Raw genomic sequence first — 17,678 nt, forward strand, 5'->3', positions numbered from 1 at the left:
TGCGCCGGCGTTCGGCCGGCGCACCGCGCGGTCAGGGGATCCGGTACTCCTGCTCGGGGCGCCCCGTGGTCCCGTAGCGCAGCTTCATCCTCAGCAGCCCCGACCCGGCGAGCCCCGCGAGGTAGCGCTGCGCGGTGGCGCGTGACACGCCGATCAGCGCGCCCACCTCCCCCGCCGACAGCGGGGCGTCGGAGCCGCGCACCGCGGACAGGACCGCGTCCCCGGTCGCCGTGCGCGCGCTCGGCCTGCGGGCCTGCCGGGCCGCCGGCGTACCCCGCAGCGCTGCGTACGCGCTCTCGACTACGTCCTGGTCGGCGCTGTCCGCGCCGGTCAGCTGCCGGAAGCGCGCGTAGCCGCGCAGCTTCTCGGCGAGCAGTTCCGCCGGGAACGGTTTGACGAGGTAGGCCAGCGCGCCCGCGGACATGGCGCGGCGCACGGTAGGGCCGTCGGCGGCCGCGCTGAGGACGAAGGCGTCGCAGTCCATCCTGCGCAGCAGGTCGATGCCCGAGCCGTCCGGCAGGTAGATGTCGACCAGGGCCAGGTCGACGGGGGTCGCGGCGGTGGCCCGCAGCGCGGCCCCGGCGGAGTTCGCCGTGGTGGCGACGGAGAATCCGGGGACGTCGCCGACGAGCGCGGCGTGGATGCCGGCGACGCGGAAGTCGTCGTCCACGACCAGCACGGAGAAGGATCCTGGCGGGGTCATCGGCTGTCCTCCAGCACTGCCGGGTCCATGGCTCCCGGCTCCATCACTCCGGGCAGCCGGGCGACGAACACCGCTCCCCCGGAAACTCTGTCGTGTTCGACGGTGTCCTGTTCGGCCGCTTCCTGTTCGGTGGCGTGCCGCTCGCCGGCGCCCGGCGGGCCGCCCAGCTCGGCGAGGCGGATGTCGCCGCCGCGGGAGCGTGCGATCCCCTGGGACAGCGCGAGCCCGATGCCGCGCCCGCCGACCGCCGAGGCGTGGTCCTTCGTCGACACGCCCTCGCGGAAGACGGCGTCCGCGAGACCGGGCGAGACGCCGTCGCCCGTGTCGGCGACGGTGATCAGGAGCGTGGTGCCCTCGGTCATCAGCTCGACCTCGACGAGGCGGGGGGTGCGGGCACCGTGCCGGGCGGCGTCGATCGCGTTGTCGACCAGGTTGCTGAACACGGTGGTGACGTCCACCGGCGCCGAGACGGTGGCGTCGGCCCAGGTGGCTCCCCCGATGACCAGGGTCACGCCGCTCTCCCGCGCGTGCGCGGCCTTCGCGGAGAGGAAGGCGCGCATGTACGAGTCCCTGACCGCGTCGATGCCGGGCAGGGCCCCGCCGAGCCTTCCCGTGCCGAGCAGCGTGTCGATGTACTCGGTGGTCTCCGTGAGGTGTCCGCCGTGGGCCAGCGCGGCGAGCACGTGCAGCCGGTTGGCGAACTCGTGGCCCTGGGCGCGCAGCGCGGAACTCATCGCCTGCACCGCGTCGAGCTGGCGGGTCAGGGACTCGACGTCGGTGCGGTCCTGCACGGTCAGCACGGTGCCGAGGTCCCGGCCGTCGCGGCTGACCCGGCGTGCCGAGAGCACCAGCACCCGCTCACCGACCGCCGCCATGACCGGGGCGCCGGCCGGCGTGCGGATCACCTCCAGCACCCGCGGCGTCAGCCCCAGGGAGCCGATGGCACGCCCGGGCCGTGCCTCGGCCGCGAGCAGCCTGCGCGCCTCGTCGTTGACGACGGTGACCCTCTCCTCGCCGTCCACGGCGAGCACGCCCTCGCCGATGCCGTGCAGCACCGCCTCCTGTTCGTGCACGAGGCCGGCCAGCTCCTCCGGCTCGAGACCGAGGGTCAGCCGTTTCCAGCGCCGCGCCAGCAGCGCCGACGCGGCGAACCCGAGCAGCAGGGCTACGGCCAGCCAGCCGAGACCGCCGGCCAGTACCCGGATCAGCTGGGCCCTGACGTCGGAGACCGCGACGCCCGCGTTGGCCTCGCCGACGACCGTGGACGAGCCGGGCGCGTACACGGGCACCTTCGCGACGACCTCGTTGCCCAGGTGTGCGCGATGGCTCGCCAGCACCTCGTGGCCGGAGAGCGCGCCGCTGGGGTCGGTGCTCACCATCACGCCGAGCTGGGACAGCTGCGGGTGGGCGAGCCTGATGCCGTGGTCGTCGGTGACGACGACGAACAGGGACTTCGTGCGCTTGCGCGCCGCCTGCGCCGCCGTCTGCACCGGCCCGCCGGCGAGGACGGAGCGCGGGGTGTGCGCGGCCCCGCCGCCGGGGTGGTCGTTGGCCGCCGAGTACCGCGCGGCGCCGCGGCGGACGGCGGGCTGCGCGGCGACCGTACGGGCCACCGCGAGCGCCCGCAGCTCGTACTCGCGGACGAGGCGGTGCTCGTTGAAGTAGGCGAAGACGCCGAACGCGAGGGCGAGGGTCACCGCCACGACCGCCCACTGCAGCAGCAGGACCTGGGTCCTCAGCCTGACCCGTTCGCGCCGGGAGGCGGGCGGCCACCAGGCGGCCCGTCCAGAGAATCTCACCGTTAGACGCTAACCCGGACCGCGGGATGCACAGAACGCACACAACGCGCGGATCACGGCTTATGCGGGTTGCCCGCAGAACCTGGAGGGCGGTGGCACGGGGCGGATAGCTTCCCGCCGGAACACAACGAGCCCCGGGCCATGAGCACGGACCATGAGCCCGGACCATGAGCCGCAGACCAGGAGTCGCCTTGCCGAACATACCGCGCCCCGCATGCCAGGAACTCTCGTGCAGCGCCCGCGGGGGCCGGCTGTGACGGGGCACGCCTGGACGCTGCTGATCATCCTGGCGGCCGCCATCGCCGCCCTGATCCTCCTCATCAACTCGCGGCTGCGGTTCCATCCCTTCGCGGCGCTGATGACGGTGTCGGTCGGCGTCGCGCTGGCCGCGGGCGAGCCCGTGGAGAAGATCGCCGACTCCCTGGAGTCCGGCGCGGGCGGCATCCTCGGCAACGTGGGCGTGACCCTGGCCTTCGGCACGATGCTGGGCAGGCTGCTGTCGTTGTCGGGCGCCACCGACCGGATCGCCCGGATGATCGTCGACCGCGCGGGCACGCGCTCGCTGCCCTGGTACATGACGGCGGCCGCGTTCGTCATCGGCATCCCCACGTTCTTCGAGATCGGGCTCATCGTCCTGCTGCCGCTGATCTTCAGCGTGGCCAGACGGCTGCAGGCCGAGCACGACGTGAAGGGGTCGCCGTACATCTACCTGGCCACCCCGGCGATCGCCGCGCTGGCGACGCTGCACGGCATGGTGGCGCCGCACCCCGGCCCGCTGGTCGCCGTGGAGGGGCTGCACGCCAACCTGGGCCTCACCATCGGGATCGGCCTGATCTGCGCGATTCCGACGGTCATCGTCGCCGGTCCGGTGTACGGCAGGTGGATCGCGCCGCGTCTGGACGTGCGCCCCGACCCCGAGTTGATCGCCAGGTTCGCCGGGAACGAGCCCGCCGCGGACAACGATGCCACCGGAACCACCGGGGCCACCGGAGCCACCGGCTCGGGTCACGGGGCCGGCGCGCCCGCGCGCAGGAACACCGTCCGCACCGGATGGGCGCTGGCCGCCGTTCTCGTCCCGGTGGCGCTGATGCTGCTGCGCACCCTCGCCGAGCTGGTGTGCGGCGAGGCCGGCCAGGTGCGGCACGTGCTGACCTTCACCGGTGAACCGGTGCCCGCCATGCTCGCCGGCTTCCTCTTCGCGCTGTTCGCCCTCGGCTACCGCAGCGGCGCGGGCGCCGACGAGATCAGGTCATCGCTGACGGACAGCCTCAAGGCCGTCGCGTCCATCCTGCTGATCATCGCGGGCGGCGGCGCGTTCAACCAGGTGCTCGAGGACTCGGGCATCGGCAAGGCGGTCGAGTCCGCCGCCTCGGGCATGCACATCAACGTGCTGCTGCTCGGCTGGCTGCTCGCCCTGCTGCTGTCGTTCTCCACCGGCTCGGCCACCGTGGGGATCGTCGCCGCCACCGGCATCCTCGCGCCGGTGGCGGGCAGCGGAAGCAGCCTGCACACCGCGCTGCTCGTCGTCGCCATCGGGGCGGGCTCCATCGGCCTGAACTACGTGAACCACGCCGGGTTCTGGCTGGTGAAGGAGTCCTTCGGCATGACGCTCGGACAGGCCACGAAGTCCCACACGGCCATCCAGACGATCGTCAGCGCCTGCGGCCTGCTGATGGCCCTGCTGATCTCGATCTGGGCCTGACCGCCGCGGGCCTGACCGCCGCGGTCCCGGGGCGCCCTGCCCGACGCGTCATGCGGGGCGCCCCGCCGGGACCGGCTGCGGCGGGGGCGGTCCCACGTACCGCGCGGCCGGCCTGATGATCTTTCGGTCCTCCGCCTGCTCCAGGATGTTGGCGCTCCAGCCGACCACCCGGGCCACGGCGAACGTCGGTGTGAACATCTCCCTCGGCAGCCCGCACTGCTCCATCACGACGCCCGCGTAGAACTCGACGTTGGTGTGGAGCTCGCGGCCCGGCTTGAGCTCGGCGAGTATCGCCTCGACGCGCTCCTCGACGCGCACGGCGAAGTCGATGAGCGGGCCGCCGAACTTCTGCGCGATGGTGCGCAGCATGCGGGAGCGCGGGTCCTCGGTGCGGTAGACCGCGTGCCCGAACCCCATGATCCGCTCGCCCGCGAGCACCCGCTCCCTGATCCAGGGGTCGATCCGCTCGGGTGTGCCGATCGCGTCCAGGGTGTCGAGTGCGCGGCTCGGCGCGCCACCGTGCAGCGGCCCGGAGAAGGCGCCGACGCCGCCGACCAGGCAGGCCACGAGGTCGGCGCCGGTGGAGGCGATGACGCGGGCGGCGAAGGTGGAGGCGTTGAAGCCGTGGTCGGCCGTCGAGACGAGGTACTGGCCGATCGCCCGCGCGTGCTCGGGATCGGGTTCGCGGCCGGTCAGCATGTACAGGTAGTTGGCCGCGTGCCCGAGGTCGTCGCGCGGCTCGACGGGCTCCTGGCCCTGGCCGATCCTGTGCAGGGCCGTCAGGATCGTCGGTACGGCCGCGCAGGCGGCGAGCGCGTCCTGGGCGCGGTGGGCGGGGTCGGTGTCGTACAGCGGCCGGAGCCCGGCGGCCGCGCCGTAGAGGGAGAGCGCCGTGCGCAGGCCGGTCAGCGGGCCGGCTCCGCGCGATGCCCGGGCGATGACCGGCAGGGCGTCCTTCACCTCGGGCGGCAGGTGGCGCAGCGCGGCGACGCGGGAGGCGAAGGCGGCGGACCGCTCCGCGTCGGGCAGCCCGCCCTCGAACAGGAGGTGCCAGACGTCCTCGAAGGACCGGCTGCGCGCCAGTTCGACGGCGGAGTACTGGCGGTAGTGGTAGAAGCCCTCGCCACCGCGTACGTCCCCGAGCGCCGTCTCGGTGACGACGACGCCCGCGAGCCCCTTCGGCACGTCGATGGGTGGCTGCTGGGACCTGCTGTCGGTCATGATCTCTCCTCCTCGACTTGACACGACTGTCCATGGTTGAGAAATCTCTGTCAATATTGATTGAATCAATGTGCGCATTGCGCGTGTACGGTGATCCCATGACGGACACGACCGCCGACGGGCCGGGCGCGGGCGACGCGCGGCTGACCACGCGCGAGGCCGCACGGCGGCTGGGAGTGAAGCCGGAGACGGTGTACGCGTACGTCAGCCGCGGGCAGCTCACCAGCCGGCGCGATCCGACGGGCCGTGGCAGCACCTTCGACGCGAAGGAGGTCGACGCCCTGGTGCGCAGGGCGCGCAACCAGCCCCCCTCGGGCAGCGACGCCATGCAGCGCATCACCACGGGCATCACCCTGATCGAGGCCGACCGGTACTGGTATCGGGGCGTGGACGCCGTCGAGTTGGCGCGGGCCGTCCCGTACGAGGAGGTGGCCGACTGGCTCTGGACGGGCGTGCGCAGCCCGGACCTCCGGTTCACCGCTCCCCCGGGGACGCTGGCGGCTGCCCGGCATGCGGTCGGCGCCCTGCCCGCTCACGGCGGCAGCACGGACCGGCTGCGGGTGGCGACGGTCGCGGCCGCCGTGGCCGACCCCCTCCGCTTCGACCTGTCGCGCGACGCGGTGCTCGCCACGGCGCGCGCGCTGATCCCGACGCTCGTCGACGCGCTTCCCGTCGCGGGAGTCAAGGGACCGGCCGCGGACGGCCCGCTGGCCGCCCGGCTCTGGGCGCGGCTGACGGACCGGGCGCCGGCCGAGGCCGAGGTGCGGACCCTGGACATGGCGCTATCGCTGCTGATCGACCACGATCTCGCGGCCTCCACGCTGGCGGTCAGGGTCGCGGCCTCGGCACGCGCGCACCCGTACGCGGTGGTGTCGGCCGGGCTCGGGGCCGTCGAGGGGCCGCTGCACGGGGCGGCGAGCGGCCTCGCGCACCGGATGCTGACGGAGGTACTCGAACGCGGCAGCGCGGCCGCGGTGGTCTCGGACCACCTGCGTGCGGGACACGGCGTGCCGGGCCTCGGGCACCGGCTGTATCCCCGTCAGGACCCGCGCGCGGTGGCGCTGTTCGCCGCGCTGGCCGACGTGCCGGGCGCGCGGGACGCGCTGGCGGCGGCCCGCGAGGTGGAGGCGACGACGGCCCGCCGCGGGGAGCAGCACGCCAACGTCGACCTCGCGCTCGCCGTGCTGACGGTCGCGGCCGGCATGGAGCCCGACGCGGGCGAGACGGTGTTCGCGGTCGCCCGCACGGCGGGGTGGATCGCGCACGCGCTGGAGGAGTACGAGGAGCGGCCGCTGCGGCTGCGCCCCAGCGGCCACTACAACGGGCCCCGCCCGCCGCGGCCGTTGCCGTAGGCCGTGTCAGGTGCCGTGTCAGGCACCGGCAGGCGCGGGCGGCTGGACCGCGCCCGGCCGGTTCAGACGCGCAGCCACACCGCCGTGTCACGCGGCAGCCGCCCGTCCCCGGTGAGCGGGCCGCTGGCGAGCAGCAGGCGCGTGTGCGCGGGCAGCGCCGCGGGTTCCTCCGCCAGGTTGGCCACGCACACCAGGCCCTCGCCGCGGCTGAAGGCCAGCACGCCGTCGGCGGCGTCCAGCCAGGTAAGACCGGCGCCGCGGAACCCCGCCTCGGTGCGGCGCAGCCCGAGCGCCGCCCGGTAGAGGGAGAGCATGGACGCTGGGTCTGCGGCCTGGCTGTCCGCCGCGTACGCCTCCCACCCCGCGGGCTGGGGCAGCCACGGCTCGGCCGCTGAGCCGAACCCCGCGTACGGCGCGCCCGCCGTCCAGGGCAGCGGGACGCGGCAGCCGTCACGGCCGGGGTCCACGCCGCCGGAGCGCTCGTGCATCGGGTCCTGGATCCGATCGCGCGGTATCTCCGCCTCGGGCAGGCCGAGTTCCTCACCCTGGTAGAGGTAGACGGTGCCGGGCAGCGCGAGCGACAGCAGCGCGGCGGCGCGTGCCCTGCGGGTGCCGAGCGACAGGTCGGTGGGCGTGCCGAACCGTTTGCGTTCGAAGGCGAACCCGGTGTCGTCCGCGCGTCCGTACCGGGTGACGGTGCGCGTCACGTCGTGGTTGCACAGCACCCAGGTCGCCGGCGCACCGACGGGGGCGTGCTCGGCGAGCGTCTCGTCGACGGAGGCGCGCAGCCGCTCCGCGTCCCAGGGGCTGGCCAGGAAGCCGAGGTTGAAGGCGGTGTGCAGTTCGTCGGGGCGCAGGTAGCGCACGAAGCGCTCGGTGTCGGGCAGCCAGACCTCGCCGACGAAGATGCCGTCGTACTCGTCGGCGATCGTCCGCCAGGCGCGGTAGACGGCGTGCAGGTCGTCGCGGTCGACGTACGGGTGCGGATCGGTGCCCGGCGTGAAGTCGGGCAGCGCGGGGTCCTTGGCGGGCAGTACCGCGGAGTCGATGCGGACGCCGGCGACGCCGCGGTCGAACCAGAACCGCAGGACGTCCTCGTGCTCCTGGCGCACCGCCGGGTGGTCCCAGTTGAGGTCGGGCTGCTCGGGCGCGAAGAGGTGCAGGTACCAGTCCCCGTCGGGCAGGCGCGTCCAGGGCGTGCCGCCGAACTCGCCGACCCAGTCGTTCGGCGGGATCGTGCCGCCCTCGCCGCGTCCCTTCCTGAAGTGGAACAATCCGCGCTCGGCGCTGCCGGGTCCTGCCGCGACGGCCGCCCTGAACCAGGCGTGCTGGTCGGAGACGTGGTTGGGGACGATGTCGATGATGGTGCGTATGCCCATCTCGCGGGCCTCGGCGATGAGTTTCTCCGCCTCGGCGAGCGTGCCGAACTGCGGGTCGATGGTGCGGTAGTCCGCGACGTCGTAGCCGCCGTCGGCCAGCGGCGACAGGTACCAGGGGGTGAACCACAGGGCGTCGACGCCGAGTTCGACCAGGTACGGCAGCCTGGCACGGACACCGGCGAGATCGCCCGTGCCGTCGCCGTCGCCGTCGGCGAAGCTGCGCACGTAGACCTGGTAGATCGCGGCGTCGCGCCACCAGTCCCGGTCGGCTGGTTCCAGAGGGCTGCCTTTCATGCGGTGTTCCTTTCGGGCGTGTGCGGGGCCCTCACGGGGGTGGCGTCCGTGGAGAGGCGACGGTGGTTCGCTGGCTGCGCACCGCCGTCCCTCGGCGGGGACGTTGGCGGGCGGCGGTGCGCAGGTCGTGCGGCCGGGCCGGTGTGCCGGCTCGGTCCGTAGGGGTGGCGCCGCGCCGCTGCCCCGGGCGGCGGGCGTTGTGCCGTGGATGCCGGTCTCGCCCGGCGTTTTCGGGCAGGGGGCAGCCGTCCCGCGGCGCGCGGGCTCGGGCTCGGAGGTCCGGCGGGGCGGCGGGATGGTGTGCCGCGCCGGGTGGTGCTATCCCTTGGTGCTCCCGGCGCTGATGCCGGCGATGATGTGACGCTGGAAGACGAGGAACATGACGACCATCGGCACGCTCGCGATGACCATCGCGCCGATGAGGTCGGTCTGCGGCACGTCCTGCGAGAGCTGGACGAGTGCCACGCTGATGGGCTGGTTGTCGGGCGCCGCGGAGAACACCATCAGCGGCCAGAGGAAGTCCTGCCAGACGGCGACGAGCGCGAAGATGGACACGACCCCGAGCACGGGCCGCGACATCGGCAGCAGGATCGACCAGAGCTGGCGCAGCTTGCCCGCGCCGTCGATCTCGGCGGCCTCCATGACGTCGCGCGGTATCTGGTCGAAGAACCGCTTCAGCAGGTAGAGGTTGAAGGCGTTCGCCACCGCCGGCAGCCAGATGCCGGCCGGGTTGTTGAGCAGGCTGGTGTGGATGAACGGCAGGTCGGCCACGGTCAGGTACTTGGGGATGACGAGGGCCTGGGCAGGCACCATCAGCGTGGCGAGGATGGCGCCGAGTATCACCTTGCCGAACACCGGCTTGAGCTTGGACAGCGCGTAGGCGGCGGCGGTGCAGAAGACGAGCTGCAGCAGCCAGGCGCCGGCCGCCTGCACCACCGTGTTCCACAGGTGGTCGGGCAGTTGCATCAGGTTCCACGCGTCGCCGTAGTTGCCCGGATGCCAGTGCTCGGGCGCGAGCGTGGGCGGATTGCTGTTGAGCTCGTCGGGCGACTTGAAGGCCCCGGTGATCATCCAGTACACGGGGAAGAGGAAGGCCAAAGCGAACAGGAACAGGACGAGGCCGAAGACGGTCCAGTACACCGTCTTGCCCCTGCGGCTCGCGAGGGCCAGCGGGGAGACGAGGGTGCGGACGGCGGCGGACTCCCCCCGCTTGCGGGCGCGGCGCGGGGCGGCCGGCGGCGCCTGCCGGGGGGGCGGAGCGATCGTGGTGGTCATGGCCGCCCTCTCAGTCGTCGGTGCGGGTCAGCCGCAGGTAGGCGGCGGAGAAGAGGCCGAGCATGACCAGCAGCATCACGCTGAGCGCGCAGGCCCCGCCGAAGTTGTTGTACTGGAAGGCGTACTTGTAGATCAGGTACAGCACGGTGACGGTGGAGTCCTGCGGCCCGCCACCGGTGATCACGAACGGTTCGGTGAACACCTGCATCGTCGCGATGATCTGCAGCAGCATCAGCATGAGCATGATGAAGCGGGTCTGCGGGATCGTGACGTGCCGGACGCGCTGGAGGATGCTCGCCCCGTCCAGTTCTGCCGCCTCGTACAGCTCCCCCGGGATGCCCTGGAGTGCGGCGAGGTAGATGAGGACGGTGCCGCCCATGTTCGCCCAGGTGGAGACGAGGACGATGGAGACGAGGGCGGTGGACGTGCCGTTCGTCCAGTTCGACGTCGGCAGGTGCAGGAAGCGCAGCGCCTCGTTGAAGAGCCCGGCTCCCGGGTCGTAGAACCACTTCCACAGCAGCGCGCTGACCACCGGCGGGATCATCACCGGCAGGTACACGACGACCCGGAAGAACGACTTCATGTGCCGCATCTCGTTCAGCACGAGCGCCGTGACGAAGGGGACGAGGAAGCCGATCAGCAGGGCGAGCAGCGTGAAGTAGAAGGTGTTGCGCCACGCGGCCGCGAACTCCGGGTCGTGGAAGACATGGGTGAAGTTCGCGGTGCCGACCCACTCGGGCGACGATCCCGGTATGTACTTCTGGAACGCGATGATCACCGCGCGGATCGCCGGGTACCAGGAGAACAGCGCGAAGCAGATCAGCCCGCCGAGGAGGAAGGCGTAGGCGCGTGCCTGGTCGGTCAGCCGGCGGCTGAGGGGCCTGCGGGGGGCCGTGGGGCGGCCCGCCGGGCGCGGCCCCTCTTTCAGGGGCGGCGCCGCGGCGGACCTCGCGGGAGCCTGGGCGGTCTTCATACGGACGTCAGCCCTGCTGCGCGAGCACGGAGTCGATCTTCGACTGGGCGCCCTTCAGGAGCGCGTCGATGTCCGCGTTCTTGTTGGTGAGGACGGCGGAGACGGTGGAGTCGAGCACGGAGTAGATCTGCTGCGCGTTCGGCGGCTCGATCCGCGGCGTGAGGTTCGGGTTGCCGTCGGCGAACGCCTGGTAGTTCTCGACCGGCACGTTGGCGTACTGCTTCTTCAGCGCCAGGTTCTTCTTGTCGTAGTCGCTGCCCTGCGTCCACAGGCGCGGCTCGGGGAGGCCGACGGGCGACTTCTGCGCGCTGAGGTACTGCCAGTTGCTCAGGCCCTTGCCGGGGGTGTTGGTCTCCAGTGTGAGGAACTTCAGGCCCGCCTTGATCTGCGCGGGGGTGTCCTTCTTGTTGAACATGTAGCCGTCGCCGCCGGCGAGCGTGCCCTGGCCGCCCGGCATCGGGCCCAGCGCCATGTTCTTGTAGTCGCCGCCGTACTGCTTGGCGATGGTGGGGATGTTGTCGGGCGCGGAGACGTACATGCCGAGCTTGCCGGTGCCCATCATCTGCTGCACGTCGTTGATGATGAGCAGCTGCTTCGAGCCCATCGAGTTGTCCTTCCACCGCATGTCGTGGAGGTTTTGCAGCACGGCCTTGCCCTGCGGTGTGTCGACGGTCGCCTTCTTGCCGTCCGCGGACACGGCCTGGCCGCCCTGCGAGTACAGCTCCGCGACGAAGTGCCAGCCGCCCTGGTTCTGGGCGCTGTAGTCGGCGTAACCGACCGTGCCGTGGCCGAGCGCGGCGATCTTCTTGGCGTCGGCGCGCACCTCGGCCCAGGTCGTGGGCGGCTTGTTCGGGTCGAGGCCGGCCTTCTTGAAGAGCGTCGGGTTGTAGAGCAGCCCCATGGTGTAGTTCGTCCTCGGGACGCCGTACACCTTGCCGTCGACGGTGTACATGGCGCGCAGCTTCGGGTCGATCTCGTTCCAGCCCGGCATGTCCTTCACGTAGTCCGTGATGTCGGCGGCCTGGTTGATCGAGACGACGTGCTTGACGTCCGTGAAGTACGTGTAGAAGACGTTCTCCATCTGCCCGCCGGCGAGCTTGGCGTCGAAGGTCTTCGGGTCCTCGCACGGGAACGTGTCGTGCGCGGTGAGGTCGATCTTCGGGTTCGCCTTCTCGAACGTCTTGATGTCGTTCTGGAAGCTGGTGCGGTCGACCTTGTTCGACTTGGGCGGCATGCAGTTGATGGTGAGGGCCGTCTTGCCGTCTGCGGTCGTCCCCCCGCTGTCCTTGCTGCTCGAGCAGGCGGCCACGGCGGTGAGTGCCAGGCTTACGGCTATGGCGGTGGTGCACGTACGGCGGAACCCGGGACTTCTCATCGGTGGGACCCCTCTAGGGCAGGAGCGTGGGAAGCCGCACAGCTGCTCGCTGTGTGGCGCCGCTCACTCAACCACTAACTACGGATGTCCGCAAGATGTCGCTCTCATTTCGCAAATCTTTGACAGTTGCCTGCATGCGCGGGGCGGCGGCGCCTCAGCCCCTCGGCGCCTGCGCGGTCGAGCTGCGCACGACGAGCTCCGGCTCGAACAGCAGCTCTCCCGGAGGCACGGAACCGCCCTGGATCTGCGCCGACAGCATCTCGACCGCCGCCCTGCCCATCGCCTCGATGGGCTGGCGGACGGTGGTCAGCGGCGGCTCCATGCAGTTCATGAAGGCGCTGTCGTCGAACCCGACGACCGAGACCTCGTCCGGCACCTTGAGGCCCCGCCTGCGTGCCGCGCGCACGGCTCCGAGGGCCATCGGGTCGCTCGCGCAGATGTAGGCCGTCACGCCGCGGTCCAGCAGGCGTGCCGTGGCCGCCTGGCCGCCCTCGAGGGAGAACATGGTGCGCTCGACGTACTCGTCGGGCAGCTCGGCGCCGGTCGCCTTCGCCGTGGCCCTGGCCGCCTGGAGCTTGCGCCGCGACGGCACATGGTCGTCGGGGCCGAGCACCAGGCCGATGCGCTCGTGGCCGAGCGAGGCCAGGTGGCGCCAGGCCTGCTCGACGGCGACCGCGTCGTCGCAGGAGATGCAGGGGAAGTCGAGGTTCTCGATGGGGGCGTTGATGAGCACGACGGGAATCTTGCGCTCGGCCAGCAGGCGGTAGTGGTCGTGCGGCGCGTCGGCCTGCGCGAAGAGGCCGCCGGCGAACACCACACCGGAGACCTGCTGCTGGAGCAGCAGCTCCACGTAGTCGGCCTCGGAGACACCGCCCTTGGTCTGCGTGCACAGCACGGGGGTCAGCCCCTGCTGCGCCAGCGCGCCGCCGATGACCTCGGCGAACGCGGGGAAGATCGGGTTCTGCAGCTCGGGCAGGACCAGGCCGACCAGCCGGGCGCGCTCGCCGCGCAGCTGGGTGGGGCGCTCGTAGCCGAGGACGTCGAGCGCGGTCAGCACGGACTGCCGGGTGGCCTCGGACACCCCGGGCTTCCCGTTGAGGACCCGGCTGACCGTCGCCTCGCTGACTCCCACCTTCTTGGCCACTTGAGCAAGTCGTCGCGTCATGGCCGCAAGAGTATCGCAAGTTATGCAAACTGCTTTCTCATGTGTGTAAGCCGGTGACGGCGCGGCCGGGAGCGCATGTTCCGCTCCCGGCCGCGCCGGGTCCTCCGGGAGGCTCCTCTACGGGTTGATGTCGATCTTCATCGTGGTGGTGGTGTTCCGGACGTCCTGCGCGTTGTCGCTGAGCTTCAGGTTGTTGAACGTGACCTCGCCGACCGCCGGGCCCTGGCCCTGCTCCGGCATCTCGTTGGCCCACAGACCCCAGCCCGACTTCGCGTCGAACTCGTCACCGCTCCTGTGCGCCCCGCTGATCGACACGTCCGTGAAGATCGTGTCCTTGATCGGGTTGAGCGCCTTGCCTCCCGAGTAGTCGGTCTGGAACATGATCCCGCCGTAGGTCGGGTCGGTGATGTCCAGATCGCTCACGCGGATGCCCTGGAACGGGTCGGTGGCCGAGAACACCCACACCGCGCCGAACACCTGCTTGCCCCAGAAGTGCCCGCCGTCACGGATCAGCGAGACCCCCTTGACCACGGTCTGCGGGGTGGCCCCGAACCCCGGGAAGGGGTAGCCGAAGTCCAGCGAGCTGAGGGTGAGCCCCGAGTAGGTGAGCGTGTCGGAGACGGTGATGTTCTGCAGGGTGTTGCCCTCGCCCCCGTACACCGCGAGGCCTGCGGCACGCCACGGCAGCTTCGCCGTGAGGTTCTGGAACGTGTTGCCGGTCAGCGGCGACGAGTTGTGGTCCTCTGCGGCGAACAGCGCGAAGCTGTCGTCGCCGGTGCTGCGGGCCTCGTCATTGCTGACCAGGTTGTCCTGGCTGCCGTTGGTGAGGTTGATGCCGTCGGCGAACGTGTCCCTGATCCGCATGTTCGTGGCCTTCAGGCCGTTGACGTGCGTGCCCCAGATCGCGCACACCATGTGCTCGATCCATACGTTGTCGACGGTGATGCCGGAGACGTCCGTCAGGTCGAACTCCTTGCCCGGGCCGTCGATGCGCGACGTGTAGTTGCCGAAGGCCGCGAACCCGGAGAACGTGGAGCCGTTCGCCGACGATTCCACGCGCCAGCCGATGTCGGTGTTGTCCTGCGTGGTGGGCGCGTGGAAGCGGGTGAACCAGGGGCCCGCGCCGATCACCTTGACCGGCTTGCCGTAGACCTGGAACTTCGTGGAGGTCTGGTAGTCGCCTGCCGGCAGGTAGACGCCGACGAGCTTGCCCGTGGTGTCCATGCGGACCTTGTCCAGCGCGTTCTGCACGTCCTGCTGGCCGAATCCCGCCGGGGTCACGTACGCGGCCGGGTCGGGGGTCTGCGCCTGCGCCACCTGTTCGAGGTCCACGAAGTCGATCGCGTACTTCGAGGTGTTGGCCGCGTCCTTCTGCAGCCGGATCGTGCTGCCGGCCTTGACGGTCGTGCCGAGCAGGACGTTCGCCTCGTCGTAGACGTGCCTCGGGGCGCCGGAGCCGGGCGAGTTGCCGGGCGCCGTCTCGTCGCCGTACAGCCAGGCGTACTTCGACGTGAGGTCGACGGCCTTGAGGAACTTGCCGTCCACGTAGACGTCGAGGGAGGCGTCGGTGCCGCCGCCGCCCGCCGAGTCCGGCATGGAGAACCGTGTGACCAGCGAGTTCGTGTCGGCCCTCGTGGTGAACTCGACGTAGTTGCCGGTGCTGTCGAGCGTCACGGCCTTGCGCCCCGACGCCTCGCCCGCGAGGTCGCCGATGGTGCGGTTGGGGCCGATGACCTTCGCGCCGCCGCCGACCACGCCGTCCTCGGCCTCGTAGGTGTCGTACGGCATGTCGGCGCCGCGCCCGACGAAGAACGACTGCGTGGAGGTGTTGTTCGCCTGCTTCACGGGGAGTTCGTTGGCGTCCTTCGCCAAGACGACCTTCTCCGTGTACGACCCGTCGGCCGCCTTCCACGTGCCGAGGGAGACCGGGGAAGAGGTCGCGCCCGGCGCGAGCGCGCCGCTGAACGAGCCGGTGAGGGTCTTGACGGTGCCGCCCTGCTCGTCGAGGAGTGTGAGCGTGACCGCGTGCGTGCCGGACGCGGCGGCGACGGTGCCCTGGTTCTTCACCGCGACCGAGAAGGTGACGGTGTCACCGGCCGACGGGGCGGACGGCGAGGTGGCGACTGCCGTCGCGACCAGGTCCGAGCTGGCGACCGGCTTGACCACCAGGCCGGACGGCGCGGTGAAGGTGTTGTCGGTCTCGTTGGACTCGGTGACCTTGTTGTCCGGGTCGGCCACAGCACTCAGCTCGTACGTGCCGGCGCTCTGCGCGCCGATGTCCGCCGTGACCTTGGTCTCGGCGCCCGCGGCGAGCGCGCCGACGTCCGCGGTGGCGACCTTGCTGCCGCCCAGGTCGAACGCGACGGTGCTCGCGGGGGCCGCCAGCGCGCCGGTGTTCTTCACCGTCGCCGAGAGGGTGATCGGGTCGGACTCGACGGGCGAGGCGGGCGAGGCGGAGACCGCGGTGACCTGGAGGTCGGGGTTGGGCGCCGGCGTGCCGAGCACCTGGAACTCCGCCACCTGGCCGGCGGGCGCGCCGCTGTTGGCGGTGAACTTGAGCTGCACGTCGGCGACGCGCGCGGAGACCGGGATCGTCGCCGTGTTGCCGCTCGCCGGGTCGAAGGCGTAGTCCTTCGCGGACACCAGGCTGGTGAAGCCGGACGCGTCCTGCTCGCGGCCGAGCACCTCGATGTGCTGGGTGCGCGCGGACCACACCGAAGCGGGGTTGAGCTTGACGACGACGCTCTTGGTGTCCGCGTTGGCCCCCAGCTTCACCGTGAGGGTGTCGGGGTAACTGCCGCCCGCGCCCTCCCAGTACGTGGAGGTGTCGTTGTCGTTCGCGTTCGCCGCGACGTAGGTGTAGACGGACGACGACGCCGTGATCGGCTTGCCGACGGCGAGGTCGGACGCGGTGCCGGCCGAGCCGTTGCGTGTCACGCTGTTGCTGTCGGCGGACACGTTGCCTGCCGCGTCCTTGGCCCGCACGAAGTAGGTGACGGTGCCGCTGCCCGCCTTCGTGTCGGTGTACGTGGTGGTGCCGCCGTCGACCGAGCCGATGCGCTGGTCGCCGCGGTAGATGTCGTAGCCCGTCACGCCCTCGTTGTCGGTGGACGCGGTCCAGGTGAGCTTCACCTGTCCGTCGGCGGGCTCCGTGCAGGCGAGGCCGCCCGGCGCGGTGGGCGCTTGCGTGTCGCCGGTGTCGCCCTTCCTGGTGACGCTGTTGCTGTTGGCCGATACGTTGCCGGCCGCGTCCCTGGCCCGCACGAAGTAGGTGACGGTGGCGTCGGCCGGCCGGCTCTCCGTGTACGAGGTGACGTCGCCCGCCACGGTGGAGACCAGTTCGTCGTCGCGGTAGATGTCGTAGCCGGTCACCGCGGTGTCGTCGGTGGACGGCTGCCAGCCGAGCTGGATCTGCCCGGTGGACGGCTGGGTGAGGGTGAGGCCGCTCGGCGCCGTCGGCGCCTGGGTGTCGCCGGTGGCGGGGCCGTAGACCTCGAACTCGGAGACCTGCCCGGCGGGCCACCCGGTGTTGGCGGTGAACGTCGCCCTGAGGTAGCGCGTGGTCAGGGAGTTGAAGCTGATCGTCGCGGTGTTGCCGGACGACGGGCTGAACGCGTACGCCTTGGAGGCCGCGATGTCGGAGAAGTCCGACCCGTTGGACGATCCCTGCAGGCGGAGGGTCTGGTTCCTGGCGGGCCAGTCGGCGGGCAGCTTGAGCACGACGCTGTTGACGGCGACCGACGAGCCGAGGTCGACCTGGATCCACTCCGGGAAGGCGTTGTTCTTGCTCTCCCAGTAGGTGGACTGGTTGCCGTCGTTGGCGTTGGGTGCGGGGTAGACGTCGTTGTACCCGCTCGCCGTCATGGTCTTGCCGAGCGCGAGGTCCGGTGTGGCGGCGGCGGTCGCGGTGTGCACTACCAGCTCGGACAACTGAGCTTTGGATCCTGCCGAGTTGTGGGTGATGTTCGCGCGTATCCAGCGCTCCTTCGTGGCGGGGAAGGAGACGGTGACGGTGTTGCCCGAGCCGGGGCTGAACGTGTACGTGGCCGATGTCTTGAGCGTCTCGAAGCCGCTGCCGTTCCGGCTGCCCTGGACGGACAGCGTCTCCTTGCGCGCCTTCCAGTCGGCCGGCAGTTTCAGAGTGACACTGTCGACGCGCCGGGTGGCGCCGAGGTCCTTCTGCACCCACTGGTCGCCCTTGCCCGCGGACTGCCAGTAGGTGGACTGATCGCCGTCGCTGACCTTCTTCGTCGCCGCCCTGTGTGCGGCGGCCGCGGTGTGGCCGCCCGCCGCGTGGTGCCCGTCGGCCGCCGCCGCGAAGGACGGCCAGCCGACCATCAGGAGGCTGGTGGTGGTGACGACGGCGAGTGTTCGCCGTCTGGGACGTTGCGCTCTCATGGATCCCCGCATTCTGCGTTGACTAACAGAGTCTTTTGCGTA

General features: G+C 71.2%; 11 protein-coding genes. 2 read left to right on the plus strand and 9 right to left on the minus strand.

Annotation, left to right across the window (positions count from 1 at the left end):
• Nucleotides 1-31 precede the first annotated feature (31 nt).
• Together JFN87_RS19195 and JFN87_RS19200 are read right to left on the minus strand one after the other, a co-directional pair.
• Entirely contained in the window at nt 32-703 is a 672-nt protein-coding gene (locus tag JFN87_RS19195; RefSeq protein WP_209341615.1) for a response regulator transcription factor, read from the minus strand.
• Nucleotides 700-2,502, minus strand: a complete 1,803-nt coding sequence (locus JFN87_RS19200) for a sensor histidine kinase (protein ID WP_307865514.1) — start codon at nt 2,500-2,502, stop codon at nt 700-702. Before JFN87_RS19200 ends, JFN87_RS19195 begins: the two co-directional genes overlap by 4 nt.
• A gap of 214 nt (nt 2,503-2,716) precedes the next feature.
• Between JFN87_RS19200 and JFN87_RS19205 the strand changes: the two genes are divergently transcribed.
• Nucleotides 2,717-4,204, plus strand: coding sequence for a GntP family permease (locus JFN87_RS19205; RefSeq protein WP_245180379.1), 1,488 nt, complete (start codon nt 2,717-2,719; stop codon nt 4,202-4,204).
• A 48-nt stretch (nt 4,205-4,252) separates the two neighbouring features.
• Here the strand turns inward: JFN87_RS19205 and JFN87_RS19210 are convergent, their stop codons facing one another.
• The gene (locus tag JFN87_RS19210; protein WP_209341618.1) at nt 4,253-5,425 is read right to left on the minus strand and encodes a citrate synthase/methylcitrate synthase; all 1,173 of its coding nucleotides are present in this window, start codon (nt 5,423-5,425) and stop codon (nt 4,253-4,255) included.
• Nucleotides 5,426-5,523: 98 nt separating this feature from the next.
• Between JFN87_RS19210 and JFN87_RS19215 the strand changes: the two genes are divergently transcribed.
• Nucleotides 5,524-6,777 (plus strand): citrate synthase, encoded by a 1,254-nt coding sequence (locus JFN87_RS19215; protein ID WP_209341620.1) that lies wholly within the window; start codon nt 5,524-5,526, stop codon nt 6,775-6,777.
• A gap of 62 nt (nt 6,778-6,839) precedes the next feature.
• Here JFN87_RS19215 and JFN87_RS19220 read toward each other — a convergent pair whose 3' ends face one another.
• The 6 genes from JFN87_RS19220 to JFN87_RS19245 all read right to left on the minus strand — a co-directional run bounded on the left by JFN87_RS19220 (nt 6,840) and on the right by JFN87_RS19245 (nt 17,636).
• Nucleotides 6,840-8,450: a glycoside hydrolase family 13 protein gene (locus JFN87_RS19220; RefSeq protein ID WP_209341622.1), complete on the minus strand. Its 1,611-nt coding sequence runs from the start codon at nt 8,448-8,450 to the stop codon at nt 6,840-6,842.
• A gap of 318 nt (nt 8,451-8,768) precedes the next feature.
• On the minus strand, nt 8,769-9,725 hold the full coding sequence (locus JFN87_RS19225) for a carbohydrate ABC transporter permease (RefSeq protein WP_209341624.1): 957 nt from the start codon (nt 9,723-9,725) through the stop codon (nt 8,769-8,771).
• Nucleotides 9,726-9,735: 10 nt separating this feature from the next.
• Nucleotides 9,736-10,698, minus strand: a complete 963-nt coding sequence (locus tag JFN87_RS19230; protein ID WP_209341626.1) for a carbohydrate ABC transporter permease — start codon at nt 10,696-10,698, stop codon at nt 9,736-9,738.
• A gap of 7 nt (nt 10,699-10,705) precedes the next feature.
• The gene (locus JFN87_RS19235; RefSeq protein ID WP_209341628.1) at nt 10,706-12,073 is read right to left on the minus strand and encodes an ABC transporter substrate-binding protein; all 1,368 of its coding nucleotides are present in this window, start codon (nt 12,071-12,073) and stop codon (nt 10,706-10,708) included.
• A 154-nt stretch (nt 12,074-12,227) separates the two neighbouring features.
• Nucleotides 12,228-13,238: a LacI family DNA-binding transcriptional regulator gene (locus tag JFN87_RS19240; protein WP_209341633.1), complete on the minus strand. Its 1,011-nt coding sequence runs from the start codon at nt 13,236-13,238 to the stop codon at nt 12,228-12,230.
• A 117-nt stretch (nt 13,239-13,355) separates the two neighbouring features.
• Entirely contained in the window at nt 13,356-17,636 is a 4,281-nt protein-coding gene (locus tag JFN87_RS19245; protein ID WP_209341636.1) for a discoidin domain-containing protein, read from the minus strand.
• Nucleotides 17,637-17,678 lie beyond the last annotated feature (42 nt).

This window comes from Streptomyces montanisoli, assembly GCF_017813245.1.
Lineage (GTDB): Bacteria > Actinomycetota > Actinomycetes > Streptomycetales > Streptomycetaceae > Streptomyces > Streptomyces montanisoli.